This window comes from Shewanella schlegeliana (assembly GCF_016765635.1).
GTDB lineage: Bacteria > Pseudomonadota > Gammaproteobacteria > Enterobacterales > Shewanellaceae > Shewanella > Shewanella schlegeliana.
Genome location: NZ_JAESVD010000009.1, coordinates 198,716 through 218,440, shown reverse-complemented (window position 1 = coordinate 218,440; position 19,725 = coordinate 198,716). Strand labels below are relative to the sequence as shown.

Sequence of the window (19,725 nt, the reverse complement as noted above, 5' to 3'; positions counted from 1 at the left end):
CTACGCAGCCAAAACACTTTTTTGAGGTTTATTCCTATGAGCTTGTTCAGTATGCCATTTGTAGATACAGGCGTTGATACGGCCCTGCATGGTGTTGCTGCCGTGGTGATGGTGGCGACGGTTGCTGCGGCGGCATTTGGATTTTGGAAGATCCATGAGTTACCAATCAATAAGGCGCATAAAGAGCAGCATCACCAGATAGGCCTTATCACCGCACTTACCTGGATAGGTTTTATTTGGCATTGGGTATGGGTTATTGCGGTAATCGTTGCCTTTGTCGATGGAGAGAAAGCGCTGCGCAGGATCAGAGATGTATGGCGAGAGCAAGAGCCGCAAGCGACAACGAATGATTCGGCAGTAAAAGAGGAGCAAACCAATGCTTGAAGGCTTAGCGGTATGGGCACTGTTTATTTATCTACTTCGCCTAGTAGGTATGCCTTGGAATACCTATAGTAAAGCGTTTGCCTACTTAGGTGGTACGGGCTGGTTGATGTTTGTCTGGGTGGGTCTGCTTAATTATACCCCGATGGATCTCTCTGGCGGCTCCGTAGTGCAATCACCCCATATTCAGCTGCGTCCGGCAAACTCTCAGATCCGCGGTAAAGTTGAGAATATCTATGTTCAGCCTAATGAGAAGGTTGAGGCTGACCAGCTAATTTATGACCTCGATGCCGAGCCTTATCAAATTGCGCTAAATAAGGCATTGGTGGCGCAGGAAACTGCAAAAGTGAGTCTGTCGCTGGCAAATGAAGATGTAAAGCTTGCGCTTAAGCAGCATGAAGTCGCTCTAGCCGATGTCAGTATTACTAAGAATCAGCTCGATGCAGCATCGAAAGATTTGGCTTGGAAACAGAAGACACTGGCGCGCTTTATTGAGCAGAATCGTGTGGTACCAGACACTATCACCAAGAGCCAGTTAGATGAGCAGCAAACGGCAGTGGATCTCGCTAAGGCGCAGCAGCAAACCTACTCGACTCAAATAGAGAAGGCTGAGATGGCAGAGCATACGGCGCTGCTAAATATCGAGAAATCCCGTCTTGCGGTAGAGAGTCGTCAATCGGATCTCAATAGCGAACATGAGAATGTGGCACAGGCTCAGTGGAATCTAGATAACACTAAGATCTATGCGCCAACCGATGGCTACGTGACCAACTTCATCATGCGTGAAGGTCAGTATGTTGGAGTGGCACCACGTATGCAGATGTACACCAATGAAAAGTACGTATTGATGCGGGTGAATCATCAGGCCATTCGCAATGTTAAGGTGGGTCAGATGGCCGAGTTTGCCTCTGCGGTTTACCCCGGAAAGGTGTTTAGTGCCGAAGTCGAAGGTATCGTTGAAGCGACAGGTGAGGCGCAAGGGCGCTTGGTGGCTTTAGATGACAATGTTAGGCAAACTACTGGGCAAAACCTCAATAATAAGCACCATTTTGTCAGGCTAAAACTGACCGAAACCGGTGATTACGATATTCCTGTTGGTTCTGTGGGTCTTGCATGGATATCTGGTACTAAGCCGATAGAGTTTCTAGCTTTCTTAGATGTGATCCGCGGCATCGTGATAAGAATGAAGTCGCAAATCTACTACTTCTATTCCATCTAATCTAGCTCAATAAAGATAACCCCAAGCTTAAAAACTTGGGGTCATCTTCATCTAGTCTACAGCTCAGTTTGTTTGCTGCTAACCAAGTTGTCGTAACTTAGGCAAATACACAGTTTCTTCCGTTATTCTTCGCTTTGTATAATGCTTCATCTGCGCGCTTAAGGGTGTTTTCAAATGAGGTTTCACCATGTTGTTCGGCAACGCCAATTGAGATGGTGATATTAACTTTTGGATTAGGCTTGTGGGTGGTTTCCCTATCTGACTTTGAAGTGAGCTTACGGCCTTCATTACGCAGTACGATATCGTAATGATCGATTTTTTGTCTAATCTCCTCCAGGTATGGAAGTACTAACTCAATATCTTTGTTTTCAAACACAATCGTAAACTCCTCTCCGCCGTAACGAAAGACCTGCCCACCGCCTTTCACTTTACTCAGTTTTTTTGCCACTAAACGCAACACCTGATCGCCAACATCGTGGCCATAGGTATCGTTAAAGCGTTTGAAATGATCGATATCCACCATCGCTAGGCTGTAATGGTTATTGAGAGATAATGCCATGGTATTTAAGGCTCGTCGGGAGGCGAGCCCGGTTAATTCATCTTTATAGGCTAGCGCATAGAGCGCGAACAGCATGGAGAACAGATACGCGGCAGCTAGCATAGATAGCAGGATGGCGAGTGACAATTCATTGGGAAGGTAGAAGTGAAATAGCCAAATAAACTGTGTCAGCGCAATGGATGAGTTGGTTCCTGTTGCGTGCCAAACCGTATAGATGCTGATCACTATGCAGGAGATCCCAACGGGTAGATACAGGGAGGCGATCAAGTTAAGCGTACTCGGCAGCTGATTAATGTTAAAGGATGCCAACCCAGAAGCACCTGTCTTCCAGGCAAAAGCAATCGCAAAGCAAAGAGAAACCCCCAATAAGACTTTGAAAATATGGATTGAAAATGGGCTTCTATCCTTGCTGACAGCAAAAAAAGTGATGATTAGCGTACCAGCAAGAAAGATCTGGTCTTGGTCAAATATGGCTGGTGGGGCGGATTGGCTAAGATAGTAATAGATCAGTAACAGTATCGATAAGTAGCTAATGCGCCCACAGTTAAATTGCAGTGCGAGTACTGCTGAAAGCGTTAAAAGGTAATAGGGTAGCTCGTCAAACTTAGGTAGCCATTCCTGCCATGTTACCGTCAACTGTTGGATCATGGTGATACCAATGAACGCGAGAACAATTGGGGCAAAGAGGTATCGTAGGCTTCGCTCTAATACAGGCACTCACACTCCTCCTTGATGATGGCTGGATCTAGATTATAGCCCACAAGATCAAACCTATCCCATTTTCCACCGCTTGTGTTTCTAGCTAATTTAATCGATCACTCAGTCTGGTTTGCATCATTTACCGGTGATAGTTGGACAGCTGGCGCAAATCGGTCTTAACTCAAAGGATTAGGATGGCGTTAGTGATGGAACCCGTGATGAAAGTTGACCAATATTTTCAAGGCCAGCCATGCTGGATTGAGTTAGCCTCTCTGAATATCAGTGCAAGCAAGCAGTTTTATAGCAGCCTATTTGGCTGGGAGATTATCGATATGCCGATTCCGCAGGGAATATATAGCATGATAGCGATCGATGGTGATGATATTGGGGCCATGTATCAGTTGCCAGAAGAGATGGTGGCTAATGGTGATACCACCCAGTGGACTGTGTATTTTGCGGTTGAAAATCTTGATTCATCGTTAGTTGATGTCATCGGAGCGGGTGGTACCTTGGTGATTGGTCCCCATGATGTCGGTGAGGCTGGACGCATGGCGATTGTCCAAGATCCAGAGGGCGCGAGGTTTGCACTTTGGCAAGCTAAAAATCATCTGGGGGCTCAGCGCGCAGCCGAGGCTCACACACTCTGCTGGGTAGAGTTAGCCTGTCGAGAACCGCAGGAGGCAAAGAGGTTTTATCCCCATATTTTTGGCTGGGGAACAAGAGATAGTCATATCGAAGGGATGGATTATACCGAGTGGCAAGTCGGAGCGCAGGATATCGGCGGCATGATGGCGATGACTGAAGAGTGGGGTGATTTGCCTGCCCATTGGATGCTTTATTTTACCGTTGAAAGCTGTGATGACAAAGCGGCGCAGGTTGAGCAACTTGGTGGCAAGGTTTGTGTGCCGCCAACCGATATCCCGAATGTGGGCCGTTTTGCGGTGATTAACGATCCTGATGGTGGCTTCTTTTCGATTATTGAGTTGCGTATGGTGAGTTAAATAACACACCTATATTGAGTTGAAAGCACGCCAATCGGCGTGTTTTTTTTGCTGAATGTATTTCATAAGGGTTGCCATACCTTATCTATATGCCATGGGGGGAGTTAAAAAATACATTCTGGCTAGAGCAACTTTTTATACTGATTGGTATCAGTTTGTATCTTGCTGTTTTTTATTTAAAGCGTGTTTGATAGCTTGGTTGTTCAGTATGTATTTTGCACAAAAAATAAAAGGCTTTTGGCCATGGAGATAATAATGTTGAAGAAACTGAAATGGGTAGGACTATCGGCAACAGTGATACTGCTATCAGCCTGTGGCTCAACGAATGAAGCAGCCGAGGGCGGAGCTGAGGCACAAACAAATACCAGCGCTAAAAATAATGGTTACCGATGTGAAAAAATAACAGTGACAGGATCGCGTATGCCAGTGCGTAAATGTACCACGCAAGCGCAGCGGGATCGTGATGAACGAGAAGCGCAGCGACTATTGAGCTCTGGTCGAGTGGTCAGTGAGTCAGGTGGTTAATCACCGGAATATGCTTAATTAGCAGCGGTAGCGCTGCTAATTAAGCCTTTTAACCTAGGGTCTCACTTAGTCCTTAACGAGCTTACGTCCATAGATCAGTAGGTAGATCGCAGGGATCACAAATAGCGACAGCAGTGGTGCTGTGACCATGCCGCCTACCATCGGGGCTGCAATCTTTTGCATCACCTCATTGCCCGTACCGCTGCCCCACATGATTGGCAGTAGTCCGAAGAAGATGGTGGCTACCGTCATTGCCTTAGGACGAATACGCATAACCGCGCCATGAATAAGTGCTTCGCTTAAGTCGCTGCGTTTATTGAAGTTTCCAGCGAGCTTACGGTCCCTGATGCTGTTATTGAGATAAACCTGCATCACCACACCGAACTCAGCAGCAACGCCCGCCAGTGCAATCATTCCCACAGATACCGCTACCGAGAAGTCGAAGTTCAAGAAGTAGAGTAACCAAGCGCTACCTACGAGTGAGAAGGGTAGACTCAGCATAATCACTGACGCTTGTATAAATGAACTAAAGGTCATCATCAGTAGCATGAAGATAACCGCTAACATTAACGGTACAACCAGCTGCATTTTGGCTTCTACTCGCTGCATATACTCATATTGGCCAGCAAAACTATAGCTGTAGCGTGGCGGTAAGCTAATTTGTTCATCTAGCGCAGCCCTAGCTGTAGTGATGTACTCGCCGATAGAGATATCTTTCAAATCGACAAATACCCAACTGATCAAACGGCCGTTTTCACTGGCAAGCATAGGTGCACCATCGCTGATGGTGATGTTAGCGAGGTTACCTAGGGGGAGATATTTACCCGTCTTGGTTAGTACAGGCAGATCTTCCAGTTTTTCGATACTATCGCGTAACTCCCTTGGGTAGCGGATATTGATCGGATAGCGTTCCTGACCCTGAATCGATTGCCCCACCTGCATGCCGCCAATCGCCATCTGCACCACGTCTTGAATGTCTTTGAGGGTCATTCCATAACGGGCGGCATTTTTAAGGTTGGGCTCAATATCGATATAACGACCACCACTGGTACGCTGGGCAAAGGCCGATGCTGTTCCTGGCAATTTGCTGACCACGGCTTCGATCTCTGTGCCGATGCGCTGTAACTCATCGATGTCGGCACCAGAGATCTTAATGCCAACAGGGGTTCTCACTCCTGTTGAAAGCATATCGATACGGGTTTTGATCGGCTGCACCCAGGCATTGGTCATTCCCGGCACTTTTACGGTTTTCTGCAGCTCTGCAATAATGCCTTCCAGTGTCATACCTTCACGCCAAGTGTCCCTTGGGTTAAGCATGATGGTGGTCTCTAACATGGTCAGTGGAGCCGGATCTGTTGCCGTCATGGCGCGACCGACCTTACCGAATACCCGCTTAACTTCAGGCACAGTTTTTATCAGTCGGTCTGTTTGCTGCAAGATCTCCGCCGCCTTACCCGCACTAACACTCGGAAGGGTCGTTGGCATGTAGAGTAGGTCGCCCTCTTCAAGCTCTGGCATAAACTCGCTACCCATCTTAGTCATAGGGTAAATCGCACTAGCGAGCGTCAGCAGCGCCAATAAGATGGTGACTTTGGGGAAGCGTAGTACCAGACGTAGTGTCGGTTCGTATATCGCAATTAAAAATCGGCTAATCGGGTTTTTTCGCTCATCTGGGATCTTACCGCGAACGAAATAGCCCATTAATACCGGGATCAAGGTGATAGCCAATATCGCACTCGCCGCCATGGCAAAGGTCTTGGTATAAGCTAGCGGATGGAATAGTCGTCCCTCTTGCGCTTCTAGAGCAAATACGGGCACAAAGCTTAGAGTGATGATCAGCAAGCTGAAAAACAGCGCTGGCCCCACTTCAACCGATGCCTTGCGCACCAACTCCCAATGGGCCTCACCCTTTGGCGTGGCACCATCATGTTGTTCTCGATAGTGTTCTAGGTGTTTATGGGTGTTCTCCACCATCACGATAGCGGCGTCGACCACCGCACCGATGGCGATAGCGATACCGCCTAGACTCATGATATTGGCATTGACGCCAATCATGTTCATCACGATAAAGCTGATGAGAATCGAGATCGGCAGTGAGATGATCGCCACTAATGTTGAGCGAGCGTGGAGCAGGAAGATCAAGCAGATCACTGCGACCACAAGCATCTCTTCTAATACTTTGTGCTTGAGATTATCCACCGAATTAAGAATAAGCTCAGAGCGATCGTAAGTGATCACTAACTCAACCCCGTCGGGTAAGCCATTTTCTATCTCTTTGAGCTTCTCTTTAACATTGTTGATGGTCGCGAGAGCGTTCTCACCGTAGCGCATGACAACGATACCGCCGACCACTTCGCCTTCACCGTTAAGCTCGGCAATACCACGGCGTGCGGCTGGGCCGGTACGCAGCTGCGCCACGTCTTTCATCAATACCGGTGTGCCTGATTCAGATACGATACCTAGCGGGATCTCCTCAAAGTCAGCTAAGGTTTGGCGATAACCCGTGGAGGTGATCATATACTCGGCTTCAGCCATCTCAATTACCGAGCCGCCGGTAGAGCTGTTTGAGTTATCTAAAGCATTTTTTACCGTCATCAAATCAATTTGATATAGGGCTAACTTATGGGGATCGACGATGATTTGATAGGACTGCTCCATACCGCCAATCGTGGCCACTTCAGACACGCCCTCGACGCTTTGTAGCTCAAGTTTTAAAAACCAATCCTGCAAAGAGCGTAGCTGAGCTAAGTCATGCTTGCCTTTACGGTCGACTAAGGCGTATTGGAACACCCAACCCACACCTGAGGCATCTGGACCTAAGGTTGGCGTGACGCTGTCAGGTAATTGTCCCTGAGTCTGAGAGAGGTACTCTAAAACCCGTGAACGTGCCCAATAGATGTCGGTACCGTCTTCGAAAATAATGTAGACATAGGAGTCACCGAACATGGAGAAACCACGCACGGTCTTAGCCCCGGGCACTGCCAGCATGGCGGTAGATAACGGATAGGTAATCTGATCTTCCACTAGCTGCGGTGCTTGCCCTGGATAGGAGGTTTTGACAATAACCTGCACATCAGATAGATCCGGCAGTGCATCCAGGGGTGTCATGCGCATCGCTTGATAGCCGATTAAGGCTATCACCGCAGTAAGCACTAACACCATCGCCCGCTGTTTAATCGAGGCGCTGATAATTCTCTCTAACATAATCAGTCTCCGATTAGTGGTTCGCGTGTGGATCGCTAGCAGCGCTACTGTTTTCGCTACTATTGCTACCACTTAAGCGCTGTAAGCTGCCTTGGATACTCGCTTCTGAGTCCAATAAAAACTGACCCGAAACAATCACCCTGTCGCCAACGGTTAGGCCATCAATAATCTCGGCCTTGCCCTGAGCAATCATGCCGACCTTGACTGGCACTGAAGCAAAACGGTTATCATCACGCTGCACTACGACACGGTTCTCGCGACCCGTGAGGATCAGCGCTTCGGTTGGAATAGCGAGTACTTCTCGCTTAGGGCCGCCGAAGAGTTTCACATCGACCAAAGTGCCAGGCTTTAACAGTTTATCGGGATTGTCTAACTTGATCCGCACTCGCATTGCACGAGATACAGGGTCGAGTTCTGGATAGATATAGTCGATGGTCGATTCGAGGTCGAATAAGCCTTGAGCCGCAGAGGTGACCTCCACGGGACGGCCCTGTTCAAGCCAGCTCTGCTCATTTTCAAACACATCGGCAATCACCCATACACTGCTTAAGTCGACGATCTCAAACAGGGTGTCACCTGGCTGGACATACATGCCATGACGTACTGTAAGCTTACTGATAAAGCCGTCTTGCTCGGCATAGAATGGCACCCGATAGATAGTCTTTCCTGTACGCTCTAGCTGCTTGATTGTGGCTGAACTCACTCCGAGTAACTCAAGACGTAGGCGTGCCTTACGTAGCAAGCTTTGGCCACGTTCTTTATCTTGTTTTAGGTAGTTTACGGCTTGCATATAGTCATCTTGAGCATTAATCAGCTCTGGAGAATAGAGCTCATACAGTAGTTGACCTTTCTTCACTCGCTGGCCGACGTTATGCACCATTAGGGTTTCAATCCAGCCGTTAACGCGGGTGTGGCTATGGCCGATGGCGTTTTCGTTATACTCCACTGTGCCGATAGTTTTCACTAGCTTCCATAGAGTGCCTTTGGTCACTTGCTCGCTGCGCATACCCAAGGCTTGCTGCATGCCACCAGATACACCAACGACAACTTCCTCGCCGACTCCACCTATGGTGACTTTCTCAAGATCCATGCCGCAAATTGGACAGCTGCCGGGAACATCAGAGACGACATGGGGGTGCATTGGGCAGACATATTTGAGATTACCATCACCGCTGCTCTGGGCTGCAGGGGCGAGCGTTGGCTTAGGTTGGTTTAATATCTTATCTGCTTGAGACTGCTCTGTTGATGGTATCGATTGAGCAGTGTGGTTATGGTCAGCATGCTCATCAGAGAGAGTTTCCTCTTCCTCCTCCTTTACCAAGAACATCTTGCACTCAGGGCAGCGACCGGGCTCGTGGCTCGTCACCTCTGGGTGCATAGGGCAGTAGTAGTTTTCGACGGCGGCGCTGTGGCTGTCGTGCAGATGTGTGGTTTCCTCATCTTTAACGAGGAACATCTTGCACTCAGGGCAACGACCGGGCTCGTGGCTCGTCACCTCTGGGTGCATAGGGCAGTAGTAGTTTTCGACGGCAGCGCTGTGGCTGTCGTGCAGATGTGTGGTTTCCTCATCTTTAACGAGGAACATCTTGCACTCAGGGCAGCGACCGGGCTCGTGGCTCGTCACCTCTGGGTGCATAGGGCAGTAGTAGTTTTCGACGGCAGCGCTGTGGTCATCGTGTAGATGTGTGGTTTCCTCATCTTTAACGAGGAACATCTTGCACTCAGGGCAACGACCAGGCTCATGACTCGTCACCTCTGGATGCATAGGGCAGTAGTAGTTGGAATCATCTTGATTGGACTCATGGTGATGAGTCTGTGCCTGTTGCTTATCGGCAGGCACTGTCTGGCTAAAGCCCAGCTGCGGGGTCGCAGCCAAAGCGAGGCTTAAGGCGCAGACCGCTGTTTGGTGCATTTTCTTTATCTTAAATAAACTCATAATGCCTTATCTCCACCCTAAATATTAGTGATGCTTGTGAGCAGATTTAGTTGCCTTGTCGCCAGTAGCGATAGGTTCTAGATCCATTCCACACTTAGGGCAGCTATCGCCTGCTTGACCTGTAATAGCTGGGTTCATAGGGCAGGCATGGGTATGCTTGCTCATATGCTGGTGGTGCTTTTTAGCTTTATTAGGGCACGACTCTTTATTGGGGCAAGAATCACAGTTTTTAGCGTTATCGGCTTTTGCAATAGGTTCTAAGTCCATGCCGCATTTAGGGCAGCTGTCGCCTGCTTGACCTGTAATAGCTGGGTTCATAGGGCAGGCATGGGTATGCTTGCTCATATGCTGGTGGTGCTTTTTAGCTTTATTAGGGCACGACTCTTTATTAGGGCAAGAGTCACAGTTTTTAGCGTGGCCTTTAGTCGCAGTTTTAGCTGCTTCTAAGTCCATGCCGCATTTAGGACAAGAATCACCTTTGCTACCCGTCACTTCAGGATGCATAGGGCAAGCATAATCTTGGCTTTGTACAGCGTGTTGGTTTTTATGGGCACCATGATGATGCTCATTTGCTGATGCTGTACCGGTCCAAGACAGAAGTAACAGGGCTGATAAGGCTAAACTTATAAGGGTTTTCATAACTCAACTCCATCGTATAGATGGCCGAATGCCTGTGCTTAATATGAGCAGCAGAACAATTAACGGCTTAAATAATTGCTGATTAAGATTAATTTGTTTTCTTTTTTGACAAAGAGATATTCGCATAGGGGCGTAGCGCCTTGGTTTACGCGATTGGGGGTCTTAAATCTTGTGGCAATGAAATAGAGTGGAAATGAGGCATAGGAGTGGCCAATGCAATTTCGGAAGCGTTGAAACCTGACCAAGGTGACACACTAAACAGGGTTCCTGTTACTGAAATAACCAAGCAGTGGTTGCAGTCGCTCTGGCAGTTTCCGTTGCCGTTGCAGCAATGCTTAGAGCTGCCGGGAAGCATTTGCATTTGCTCGTCAGAATTGCAGCAATGAGTGTCTTCATCCATTTGAACTTGATGACATTCAGTTCCGTCTTGCATGCTCATCATTGGCATTTCATCCGCCATTGCACTAGGTACCATCAGCGATCCATTAGATAGCACTAGCTGGCTCAACAAAGCGAGCAGCGTAAATGCTAGTAATGTATGACGACGGATTATGCTAAGCATGATGTTTCCAAATAATAAGCAGTGATTAGTCTACCATAGGAAAAGAGTGGCACATTGATAAAGTTCACAAATTCATCTACTCAATATGCCAAACTTATAAGGATTTTGACTATTATATTACTGTTTTGATAGAAGTAATTTCGCCATCAACTGTCCATGAGTCATTAGGCTTACCTGTTTTTCACTACCCATACCATCATTGAGCTTAATACTAGGGTTATCGATGAACTGATAGGCATCTTCTTCAGACAAGATGTTCGGTGTGAACGCCTTATAGTTAGCAGCCGTTTCAAGATCGATATAGAGGTAAAGCGGTTCTGATCTCACCCAGTTTGAATCATCTGCATTGGTTTCGAATAGATCGCGGTACTGCAGCTCAATCAAATTCTGCCCTTGATCTAATTCTAGGTAACGGCTATCGACGTTACCTAATCCATTAACGGTTAGTACTTCAATCGAATCAGGAAATGCCACTGATGCAGCTTGAGATACGAAACTTGCGATTGATAATGCGATTACGCTGATAAATTTTTTCATAATAAACTCCAAACAAAGTCAGATAATGAATATGGCGATCAGTACACGGGCTAAGACTGGTAGGCAAGGCTCTAGTTTTTCCTTGTTTACTACCATTAAGGCCAATAAAAATACGCTGAGACTGATAGCCTCGCCGACTATCAGTATTGAATTGATAGCCAAAGGCGTGGATTGTTTAATTTGTTTTACTCTTTAGTTGTAACTGACTTCAGTGCCATAAATATGAACTAAAGAAGTAGTTACACCTGCGATTAAGCGAGTAAGCTGATGGGAGGGGGATTGATGGACGAGAGTTCCGCTGTTTGTAGAGACCAAAAAGCCGTTTGTAGGCTGGCCATTGAACTTTGAGCGATAAGCATTAATTGCTCTTGCTCTACAATACCGGGGGCCGAGACACAGCTGGATATACAGTCACTGGCGCCTAACATTTCACATAGAGCGTCACAGTCAATGTTAGCCAAATTTAAATTGGGCATCTTAGATGTGCAGTTCATTTGAGAGTCAGCCAATAGAGAGTCAGTGGCATGCTGAGCCGATGAAGTATTAGCGGCTAGAGCTTTGCTTTGCTCCAGCGAGGCGTGCGATTTGATATGTTGAGATGCGTGTGAACTGGCATGCAAAAATTTAGGCATAGCCATCGCAGGAGACAGAATAAACTGTCCAATCAATGCGATAAAAAATGCTAAATAGATAACTTGCTTGCGCATGCCTAACCTTAAGTTATGTAACAATGTCGATATAATTAACTAGACCTGCGCTTTGTCGGAAAAGTTGCAAAAATCATAAAATTTTTGATTTTAGACCTGTTTCCCACCTCACTTTTACATCTAAAAGAATTTCAAATTAAATAATTTAAACCACACTAATATCAAGTCGATAAGTTATTAACCTTGCGATAATCAATACTTTAGCGTAGGTTTAGCAATAGTGCATATAATATAGGCTGGAGTTGGCGCCAAAGACAGATTTAGAGCCATGTCTCATTTTGCACTTTTAGTTCCAGATCAATGAGTAGGTTCTAGTTTATAATGATCAAATAAATAGCGATGAAGTTAACTTACATCGGTATAAAAATTAAATACTTGGAGATGAGTGATGAACTGGCGAGCACTATTTAAACCTAGCGCAAAAATTTCGATTCTGGCATTGCTGATTATCGGTGTCGTTGTCGGTGTTGTTGGCTACTTTGCTACACAGCAAACTTTACACGCAACGAGTACAGATGAGTTCTGTATGAGCTGTCACAGCAACCACTCATTGAAAGATGAAGTGTTAGCTTCGCCTCATGGCGGCAACAGCGCTGGTGTTACGGTACAATGTCAAGATTGTCACCTTCCACACAACCCAGTTAAGTACCTAGTTAAGAAGATCATCGTATCTAAAGATCTATATGGTTACCTAACTATCGATGGTTTCAACACTCAAGAGTGGTTGGATGAAAACCGTAAAGAGCAAGCTGATCTAGCGCTTAAGTATTTCAAAGGCAATGACTCTGCTAACTGTAAGCACTGTCACACTCGTATCTACGAGAACCAGCCTGAGTCTATGAAGAAGATGGCGAAGAGAATGCACGCTAACAACTTCAAGAAAGCTGAAGATAAGCGTAAGACTTGTGTAGACTGTCACAAAGGTGTTGCTCACGTTTATCCTAAGGGATAATGCTCAGGCATAAGCCTAGCCACATGAGTTAACCAGACTGCTCTAAGCAGCAAGTTAAATCGCTAAAAGCCCCTTAATAGGGGCTTTTTTGTTTTTAAGCTTAAAGAAGGTGCTAGGGAAAGCTGAGATAGGTCCTAGGTTCTAGAGAAAGCTAAGACGGTAAAAGCAGGTGCTAGGTCCGAGGAAAACTAAGACGATAAAAGCAAGGATCTAGGAAAGGCAGAGACGGTAGAGCTGGAAAAGCAAAGGAAGGGCAAGGGTGGTGCTTTTGGCTTTTGCTCTTCCTAGCAGGACGTAGTCCGCTCTCGAAGCGTAGCGTCCTAGGTTCTAGGGAAAGCTGAGACGGTAAAAGCAAAGAGCTAGGAAAGGCTGAGACGGTAGAGCTGGAAAAGCAAAGGAAGGGCAAGGGCGGTGCTTTTGGCTTTTGCTCTTCCTAGCAGGGCGTAGTCCGCCCTAGAAGCACAGCGTCCTAGGTTCTAGGAGTTAGGGAAGGCTAAGACGGTAGAGCCGGAAAGCAAAGGAAGGGCAAGGGTGGTGCTTTTGGCTTTTGCTCTTTCTAGCAGGACGTAGTCCGCCCTCGCAGCGAAGCGTCCTAGAATCTAGGTCGTAGCTCCTAGGAAAAGCAAAGCCCGGTAAAAGCCGGGAAAGCTAAGAGACGGAAAAGATGGTGCTTTTGACTTTGGCTGTTCCTAGCAGGGCGTAGCCCGTCCTCGAAGCGTAGCGCCCTAGAATCTAGTGCCTTTTTGGCTAGAACCTAGCCTTGAGCCTGTTTGTCCATAACCTGCTTGCGATATTGCAGTAGGCTGAATACGCCGAAAAGGAATACCTGCAGATAATCTGATTTTTTCAGTGGCAGCAGGGTGTTAAATAGCGTGTGGAATATGAACGTCTGAAAGCAGTGCATAAAGATGGTCATCACCAACAGGATGTTGAGGATCACTGATACATTGCCCTCAAATGGAACGACTAAGTTATATAGCATCATTAACCAGGCGAATGCGGTAACAATTTTACCTAGAACTAGCATAGCTTTCATTTAGTTGGTTTCCTCGGTGTCACTTGTCGTTTCATCGAGCACTGGCTCGGCTGAATATTGATATAAACGATAGATCACTTGGCCCGCTTTCTTCTCTTTAAGCAAGTTCCAGCTCGCCGGTACGGTTAGCATGGCGATTTCACTCTCGGTTTCTACGTAGATCAGTGCATCGTCGTTAAGCCAATGATGCTGATCGATAAGACTAATGCTCTTCTCTGCCAGTGACTTTCTAAAAGGTGGATCGATAAACACCAGATCGAAGCCTTCGCTTGGCTTATTGGCAAGTAAAGCTAGGCTGTCACCCTTGATGACATCGGCGTTATCACACTTGAGCGTGGCAAGATTCGCTACAAGCTGTTTTGCTGCTTGAGCCTGTAGTTCAAAAATTTTTGCGTAACTGGCGTATCGTGACAGTGACTCTAGACTTAACGCGCCACTGCCTGCAAAGCAGTCGAGTACGCGAGCACCGCGAATATCGTTAGCGATCCAGTTGAATAGGGTTTCTCTGACGCGATCTGTGGTTGGGCGCAGCCCTTCGAGATCATGAATGGGCAGCTTTCGAGAGCGCCATTGGCCTGAAATAATCCTAACTTGACCGCTAGAAGGTCTTTTTTTGACCATGGTGTCCTCGTGATTTTGCCTAATGAAAGAAAGTGGTAGACTATGCCGTCTGAATTTAGGTCGTTATTTTATATCAAAGCACAGCTAAAAGGTAAAAAGCAGTGATGAGAATCCGTCTGAATGGCTTTTTTGCTGTTTTTATCAGCGTAATTTGAGCTGGTTTTTGATATAACGTCCTCCACCCTAATGCATTTATGTACAGCTATTTGAGCACCGGTATAACACATGGCAAAGAAAGGTTTTTTTTCCTGGTTCCGCAAGGATAAATCTAAAGAAGAAGCGCAGGCTGTAGAAGCGGCGAAATTAGAAGCTGAAAAGCTTGAACTTGAAAGAGTTGAAGCGGAGCGTCTTGCTGCCGAAGAGGCCGAAGCTGCACGCATTGAGGCTGAACAAGCAGAGGCTCAGAGGTTAGCTGCAGAGCAAGCGGCTCAAGCAGAAGCTGAGCGTGTTGAATTTGAACGTCTTGAGTCTGAAAGAGCGGCAGCCGAGCAGGCTGAAACTGAAAGGCTTGCTGAAGAAGCGCGCCTAGCTGCGGAGCAGGCGGAAGCAGAACGTATCGAAGCCGAAAGAGTGGCGACTGAAGCGGCAGCTGAACAGGCTTGTTTGGCGGCAGAGCAGGCGGCTCAAGCAGAAGCTGCGCGTTTTGAGTCAGAACGTCTTGAATCGGAACGTCACGAATCTGAGAAAGTGGCAGCCGAGCAGGCCGAAGCCCAAAGAATTGAAGCTGCGCGTATCGAAGCCGAAAGAGTGGCGGCAGAAGCGGTAGCTGAACAGGCTCGTTTGGCGGCCGAGCAAGTCGAAGCCCAAAGAATCGAAGCTGCGCGTATCGAAGCCGAAAGCGTCGCGACTGAAGCGGCAGCTGAACAGGCTCGTTTGGCTGCAGAGCAGACGGCTCAAGCAGAAGCTGCGCGTCTTGAGTTAGAACGTCTCGAATCTGAACGTCTCGAATCTGAAAGAGTCGCAGCCGAGCAGGCCGAAGGCCAAAGAGTTGAAGCTGCGCGTATCGAAGCCGAAAGAGTGGCGGCAGAAGCGGTAGCTGAACAGGCTCGTTTGGCGGCAGAACAGGCGGCTCAAGCAGAAGCTGAACGTATTGCGGCAGAGCAAGCAGAACGTATAGCAGCAGAGCAAGCTGAAGCCCAAAGAGTTGAAGCTGAGCGTATTGCAGCTGAGCAAGCCGAAGCCCAAAGAGTAGCGGCAGAACAGGCTGAAGCCGATCGCATCGAACAGGAGCGCCTAGAGGCTGAACGTCTTGAAGCTGAAAAAGCAGCAGAACAAGCAGCGGAAGAGCAACAGCCGGAGCCACAGGCTAAGCCGGTAAAAGAGGGACTTTTCGCTCGTCTTAAGCGTGGTCTTAAGCGTACCAGTGAGAGCATTGGTAGTGGCTTTATCGGTTTATTCAGTGGTAAGAAGATCGATGATGACCTATTCGAAGAGCTAGAAGAGCAGCTATTAATTGCCGATGTCGGTGTCGAAACGACAACGCGTCTGATTAAGAGTCTCACCGAGCAGGCAAGCCGTAAGCAGCTAAAAGATGGTGAAGCACTTTACGAGCTGTTACGTGAAGAGATGCAAAAGACACTCGATCCTGTCTCTATCCCTTTAGTGCCTGAAAATGCCGATGGCCCATTTGTGATCTTAATGGTCGGTGTTAACGGTGTGGGTAAAACCACCACTATCGGTAAGCTGGCTAAGCAATATCAGGCCCAAGGTAAGTCAGTCATGTTAGCTGCGGGTGACACCTTCCGCGCGGCAGCGGTTGAGCAGTTACAGGTTTGGGGTCAACGTAACGATATTCCTGTTATCGCTCAGCATACGGGTGCAGATAGCGCTTCGGTACTGTTTGACGCACTTCAAGCGGCGCGTGCCCGTAATGTGGATGTATTAATTGCCGATACCGCTGGCCGTTTGCAGAACAAAGCACACTTGATGGACGAGTTGAAGAAAGTCGTGCGCGTGATGCAAAAGCAAGACGAGACAGCACCGCACGAAGTAATGCTAACTCTAGATGCGAGCACGGGGCAGAATGCGATTAGCCAGGCGCAGCTATTCCAAGAGGCTGTAGGGGTAACGGGTATCACTATCAGTAAACTAGATGGCACGGCTAAGGGCGGAGTGATCTTTGCTATCGCCGATAAGTTTGGCATCCCTATTCGTCATATCGGCGTGGGTGAGCAGATCGATGATCTACGTACTTTTGATGCGAAAGACTTCATCGAAGCCTTGTTTAGCCAGACAAAAGACGACAAAGACGTTAAATAGCGTTAGCTTATAGAAGATAATCTAAACAGCATACTCGATGCGATATCGCCAACTAACAAGAAATCTAATTAATGATTCGATTTGAGCAGGTAAGTAAAGTCTATCCCGGAGGGCAAAAAGCCCTATCGGATGTGAGTTTCCATCTAAAGCGTGGTGAGATGGCCTTTTTAACAGGCCACTCCGGCGCAGGTAAGAGTACGCTGCTCAAGCTGATCACTGTTATCGAGAGAGCTAACGGTGGTCGCGTTTCGATTAATGGTCACGATATCGCTAAAGTGACCCGCTCGCAGGTGCCTTATTTACGTCGTGATATCGGGATGATCTTCCAAAACCACCACCTATTGATGAACAAGAGCGTGTTCGATAACGTCGCGTTACCCTTGATGATCGAAGGTTTCTCTATTGGTGAGATCCGCAAACGTGTAGCTGGCGCGCTCGATATGGTCGGCCTCTATGGCAAAGAGCGACATAATCCTATTATGTTGTCCGGTGGTGAGCAACAGAGGGTGGGTATTGCCCGCGCGATTGTGAATAAGCCGCCACTGCTACTTGCCGATGAACCAACGGGTAACTTAGATCCTAAGTTGTCGATGGATATTTTACGTCTGTTTGAGACCTTCAACGACTCAGGCACAACCGTGCTTATCGCAACCCACGATCTGGGACTTATCGCGCGGATGAAATACCGCACCTTAACGCTTAAGCAGGGCCGAGTCTTAGGAGCCGAAGAGCTCAATAGCCAAGATAGCCTTGGCAGCTTCTGAGGATAAATCATGAGCAAGCAGCCTCAGTTAAATCGCAGTAAATTACCTATCTCCGGTCGTATCGTGATGTTTTTCATCCGCCATATTCAACATGCAATGGCGAGTATGGGGGAGCTATGGCGTAACCCTGTGTCATCTATCATGACCATGGCCGTCCTCGGTGTTAGCCTAAGCTTACCTGCAGCGCTGCAGGTATTGGTTAAAAATGCCGAGACCATTACCGAGTCATGGAATAGCGCCGCAGAAATTTCGCTATTTATCGATGAGGGACGCAGCGACACGGTGATCCAGAGCTTGATCACCCGCCTAAAGGTTTACCCTGAGGTGAGTGATGTCAATTATATCGATCGCGATCAGGCGCTAGAGGAGTTTCAGCGTTTGTCAGGTTTTGGTGAGGCGCTATCTTATTTAGACTCTAACCCGCTACCGGCTGTGGTGATGGTTACCCCAAGTCTTAAATATTCAAGCCCCGCTGGCGCCAGAGAGCTGCTACGAAAATTAGAGCAGGAGCCCGAGGTTAGCTTTGGTCGGTTAGATATTGAATGGTTAGAGCGTCTGCAAGCGGTGGTGAAGTTATTAGAGCGTACCGTACTGGCGATTGCCGCTCTATTAGTGCTCGCGGTGGTACTGGTGATTGGTAACACCATTCGCCTAGCGATTATGAATCGCCGCACCGAAATTGAGGTGATGAAGTTAGTTGGTGCAACCGAAGCCTTTATTCAGCGACCTTTCCTCTATACTGGGATCTGGTACGGAATCATCGGCGGCATACTCGCCTGGATCATCATCAATCTATTGGTTTGGTATCTTGATTCCGCTTTGGCTGAGCTGTTAGGCCTATATGGTAGTCAATTACAGATGGAGTCCCTCTCCATTGCTGAGCTGGGTCAGCTAGTATTGCTAGCATCATTCTTAGGTTGGTTAGGATCTTACCTTTCGGTACGGCAACACTTAAGAGCGATAGAGCCAACATAAACTGACGGCAATGCTTAAAAGGTGAACTTTTTTTCATTTGCCTTGCCTATAACTAGGTGTAAGATTCTACCCGTCTATAATGAGTATCGATTCATATTAGATAAAGCGGATGGTTGACATATTTTGTCAATTAGTCGATAGTTCACAGTCCATCTCAGCAATGAATGGGGTAGAACGTAGATTTTAGCTAGACCTTTGTAAGAAAGTAGTAGGAGCGTAAATGACAGATCAAACGCAAACAATGGCACTGATGGTTCCTCAGAGTAGTGGAAGCCTCGAGTCTTATGTTCATTCAGCACACAACATCCCGATGTTGGAAGCCGATAAAGAATATGAGCTAGCGAAGCGTCTACAGGAGACCGGTGACCTACAGGCTGCGAAACAGTTGATTATGTCGCACCTGCGTTTCGTCGTGCATGTCGCCAAAGGTTATGCGGGTTACGGCTTACCACAAGCAGACTTGATTCAAGAAGGTAATATCGGCTTGATGAAAGCGGTTAAGCGCTTCGACCCCGATGTGGGCGTTCGCTTGGTATCGTTTGCCGTGCATTGGATTAAAGCTGAGATCCATGAATATGTGCTGAAAAACTGGCGTATCGTTAAAGTTGCGACCACTAAGGCGCAACGTAAGTTGTTCTTCAATCTTCGTAAAGCTAAGACTCGTCTAGGTTGGTTCAGCGATAGCGAAGTGGGCATGGTTGCCGACAGTTTAGGTGTATCGAAAGCCGACGTGACCGAGATGGAATCACGCATGGCGGCGCAAGATCCTGCCTTCGATCTCGCTAGCGACAATGATGATGAACATGATTATGCACCTATGCATTACCTTGAAGATCAATCATCAGATTTAGCGTCTCAAGTTGAAAGTGACAACTGGGAACAGAATAACCAAGCGCGTCTGTTATCGGCCATCAAGACCCTTGATGAGCGTAGCCAACATATTCTTAAAGCGCGTTGGTTAGATGAAGACAAGACCACACTGCAAGATTTAGCAGCAACTTACCAAGTGTCTGCTGAACGCATCAGACAGTTGGAAAAGAATGCAATGATTAAGCTTAAAGGCTGTATGGAAGCCTAGTTTCCATTGTGGCTTCAATGGCTTTAGCGATAAATGAAACCTGCTTTTTAGCAGGTTTTTTTATGTCTAGA

At 47.4% G+C, this 19,725-nt stretch carries 18 protein-coding genes; 9 read left to right on the top strand and 9 right to left on the bottom strand.

Going from position 1 to position 19,725, the window contains the following annotated elements; translation table 11 throughout:
* The first annotated feature begins 36 nt into the window (after window positions 1–36).
* Both JMA39_RS16110 and JMA39_RS16105 read left to right on the top strand, forming a co-directional pair.
* On the top strand, window positions 37–384 hold the full coding sequence (locus JMA39_RS16110; protein WP_202722878.1) for an MFS transporter: 348 nt from the start codon (window positions 37–39) through the stop codon (window positions 382–384).
* A complete protein-coding gene (locus JMA39_RS16105; protein WP_202722877.1) occupies window positions 377–1,600 on the top strand; it encodes an HlyD family secretion protein in 1,224 nt (407 codons plus the stop codon). Before JMA39_RS16110 ends, JMA39_RS16105 begins: the two co-directional genes overlap by 8 nt.
* Window positions 1,601–1,697: 97 nt before the next feature.
* On the opposite strand, the gene JMA39_RS21435 is transcribed toward JMA39_RS16105, so the two are convergent.
* On the bottom strand, window positions 1,698–2,876 hold the full coding sequence (locus JMA39_RS21435) for a GGDEF domain-containing protein (RefSeq protein WP_202722876.1): 1,179 nt from the start codon (window positions 2,874–2,876) through the stop codon (window positions 1,698–1,700).
* A 200-nt stretch (window positions 2,877–3,076) separates the two neighbouring features.
* Here JMA39_RS21435 and JMA39_RS16095 point away from each other — a divergent pair, with 200 nt between their 5' ends.
* Complete coding sequence (locus JMA39_RS16095) at window positions 3,077–3,859, top strand: VOC family protein (protein ID WP_202722905.1); 783 nt, start codon at window positions 3,077–3,079, stop codon at window positions 3,857–3,859.
* Window positions 3,860–4,114: 255 nt separating this feature from the next.
* The gene (locus tag JMA39_RS16090) at window positions 4,115–4,384 is read left to right on the top strand and encodes a hypothetical protein (RefSeq protein ID WP_202722875.1); all 270 of its coding nucleotides are present in this window, start codon (window positions 4,115–4,117) and stop codon (window positions 4,382–4,384) included.
* Window positions 4,385–4,450: 66 nt separating this feature from the next.
* Here JMA39_RS16090 and JMA39_RS16085 read toward each other — a convergent pair whose 3' ends face one another.
* The 6 genes from JMA39_RS16085 to JMA39_RS16060 form a co-directional block, all read right to left on the bottom strand.
* The gene (locus JMA39_RS16085; RefSeq protein WP_202722874.1) at window positions 4,451–7,588 is read right to left on the bottom strand and encodes an efflux RND transporter permease subunit; all 3,138 of its coding nucleotides are present in this window, start codon (window positions 7,586–7,588) and stop codon (window positions 4,451–4,453) included.
* Window positions 7,589–7,601: 13 nt separating this feature from the next.
* Window positions 7,602–9,524, bottom strand: a complete 1,923-nt coding sequence (locus tag JMA39_RS16080) for an efflux RND transporter periplasmic adaptor subunit (RefSeq protein ID WP_202722873.1) — start codon at window positions 9,522–9,524, stop codon at window positions 7,602–7,604.
* Window positions 9,525–9,548: 24 nt separating this feature from the next.
* Complete coding sequence (locus JMA39_RS16075) at window positions 9,549–10,163, bottom strand: heavy metal-binding domain-containing protein (protein ID WP_202722872.1); 615 nt, start codon at window positions 10,161–10,163, stop codon at window positions 9,549–9,551.
* A gap of 145 nt (window positions 10,164–10,308) precedes the next feature.
* A complete protein-coding gene (locus JMA39_RS16070) occupies window positions 10,309–10,725 on the bottom strand; it encodes a hypothetical protein (protein ID WP_202722871.1) in 417 nt (138 codons plus the stop codon).
* Window positions 10,726–10,842: 117 nt separating this feature from the next.
* Window positions 10,843–11,262: a DUF2057 family protein gene (locus JMA39_RS16065; RefSeq protein WP_202722870.1), complete on the bottom strand. Its 420-nt coding sequence runs from the start codon at window positions 11,260–11,262 to the stop codon at window positions 10,843–10,845.
* A 251-nt stretch (window positions 11,263–11,513) separates the two neighbouring features.
* On the bottom strand, window positions 11,514–11,969 hold the full coding sequence (locus JMA39_RS16060) for a hypothetical protein (RefSeq protein WP_202722869.1): 456 nt from the start codon (window positions 11,967–11,969) through the stop codon (window positions 11,514–11,516).
* Between the two features lie 388 nt (window positions 11,970–12,357).
* On the opposite strand from JMA39_RS16060, the gene JMA39_RS16055 reads away from it, so the two are divergent.
* Window positions 12,358–12,921 carry a NapC/NirT family cytochrome c gene (locus tag JMA39_RS16055; protein ID WP_202722868.1) on the top strand — a complete coding sequence of 188 codons (564 nt, stop codon included), beginning with the start codon at window positions 12,358–12,360 and terminating at the stop codon, window positions 12,919–12,921.
* 754 nt (window positions 12,922–13,675) lie between these two features.
* Here the strand turns inward: JMA39_RS16055 and JMA39_RS16050 are convergent.
* Window positions 13,676–13,957, bottom strand: a complete 282-nt coding sequence (locus tag JMA39_RS16050; RefSeq protein WP_202722867.1) for a DUF1145 domain-containing protein — start codon at window positions 13,955–13,957, stop codon at window positions 13,676–13,678.
* Window positions 13,958–14,578 carry a 16S rRNA (guanine(966)-N(2))-methyltransferase RsmD gene (gene rsmD / locus JMA39_RS16045; RefSeq protein ID WP_202722866.1) on the bottom strand — a complete coding sequence of 207 codons (621 nt, stop codon included), beginning with the start codon at window positions 14,576–14,578 and terminating at the stop codon, window positions 13,958–13,960.
* A gap of 225 nt (window positions 14,579–14,803) precedes the next feature.
* Between rsmD and ftsY the strand changes: the two genes are divergently transcribed.
* The 4 genes from ftsY (at window position 14,804) to rpoH (ending at window position 19,654) form a co-directional block, all read left to right on the top strand.
* The gene (gene ftsY, locus JMA39_RS16040; RefSeq protein WP_202722865.1) at window positions 14,804–16,837 is read left to right on the top strand and encodes a signal recognition particle-docking protein FtsY; all 2,034 of its coding nucleotides are present in this window, start codon (window positions 14,804–14,806) and stop codon (window positions 16,835–16,837) included.
* Between the two features lie 71 nt (window positions 16,838–16,908).
* A complete protein-coding gene (gene ftsE, locus JMA39_RS16035) occupies window positions 16,909–17,601 on the top strand; it encodes a cell division ATP-binding protein FtsE (RefSeq protein WP_202722864.1) in 693 nt (230 codons plus the stop codon).
* A 9-nt stretch (window positions 17,602–17,610) separates the two neighbouring features.
* A complete protein-coding gene (gene ftsX, locus JMA39_RS16030; protein WP_202722863.1) occupies window positions 17,611–18,576 on the top strand; it encodes a permease-like cell division protein FtsX in 966 nt (321 codons plus the stop codon).
* 220 nt (window positions 18,577–18,796) lie between these two features.
* Window positions 18,797–19,654, top strand: coding sequence for an RNA polymerase sigma factor RpoH (gene rpoH / locus JMA39_RS16025; RefSeq protein WP_202722862.1), 858 nt, complete (start codon window positions 18,797–18,799; stop codon window positions 19,652–19,654).
* The last annotated feature ends 71 nt before the right edge of the window (window positions 19,655–19,725 follow it).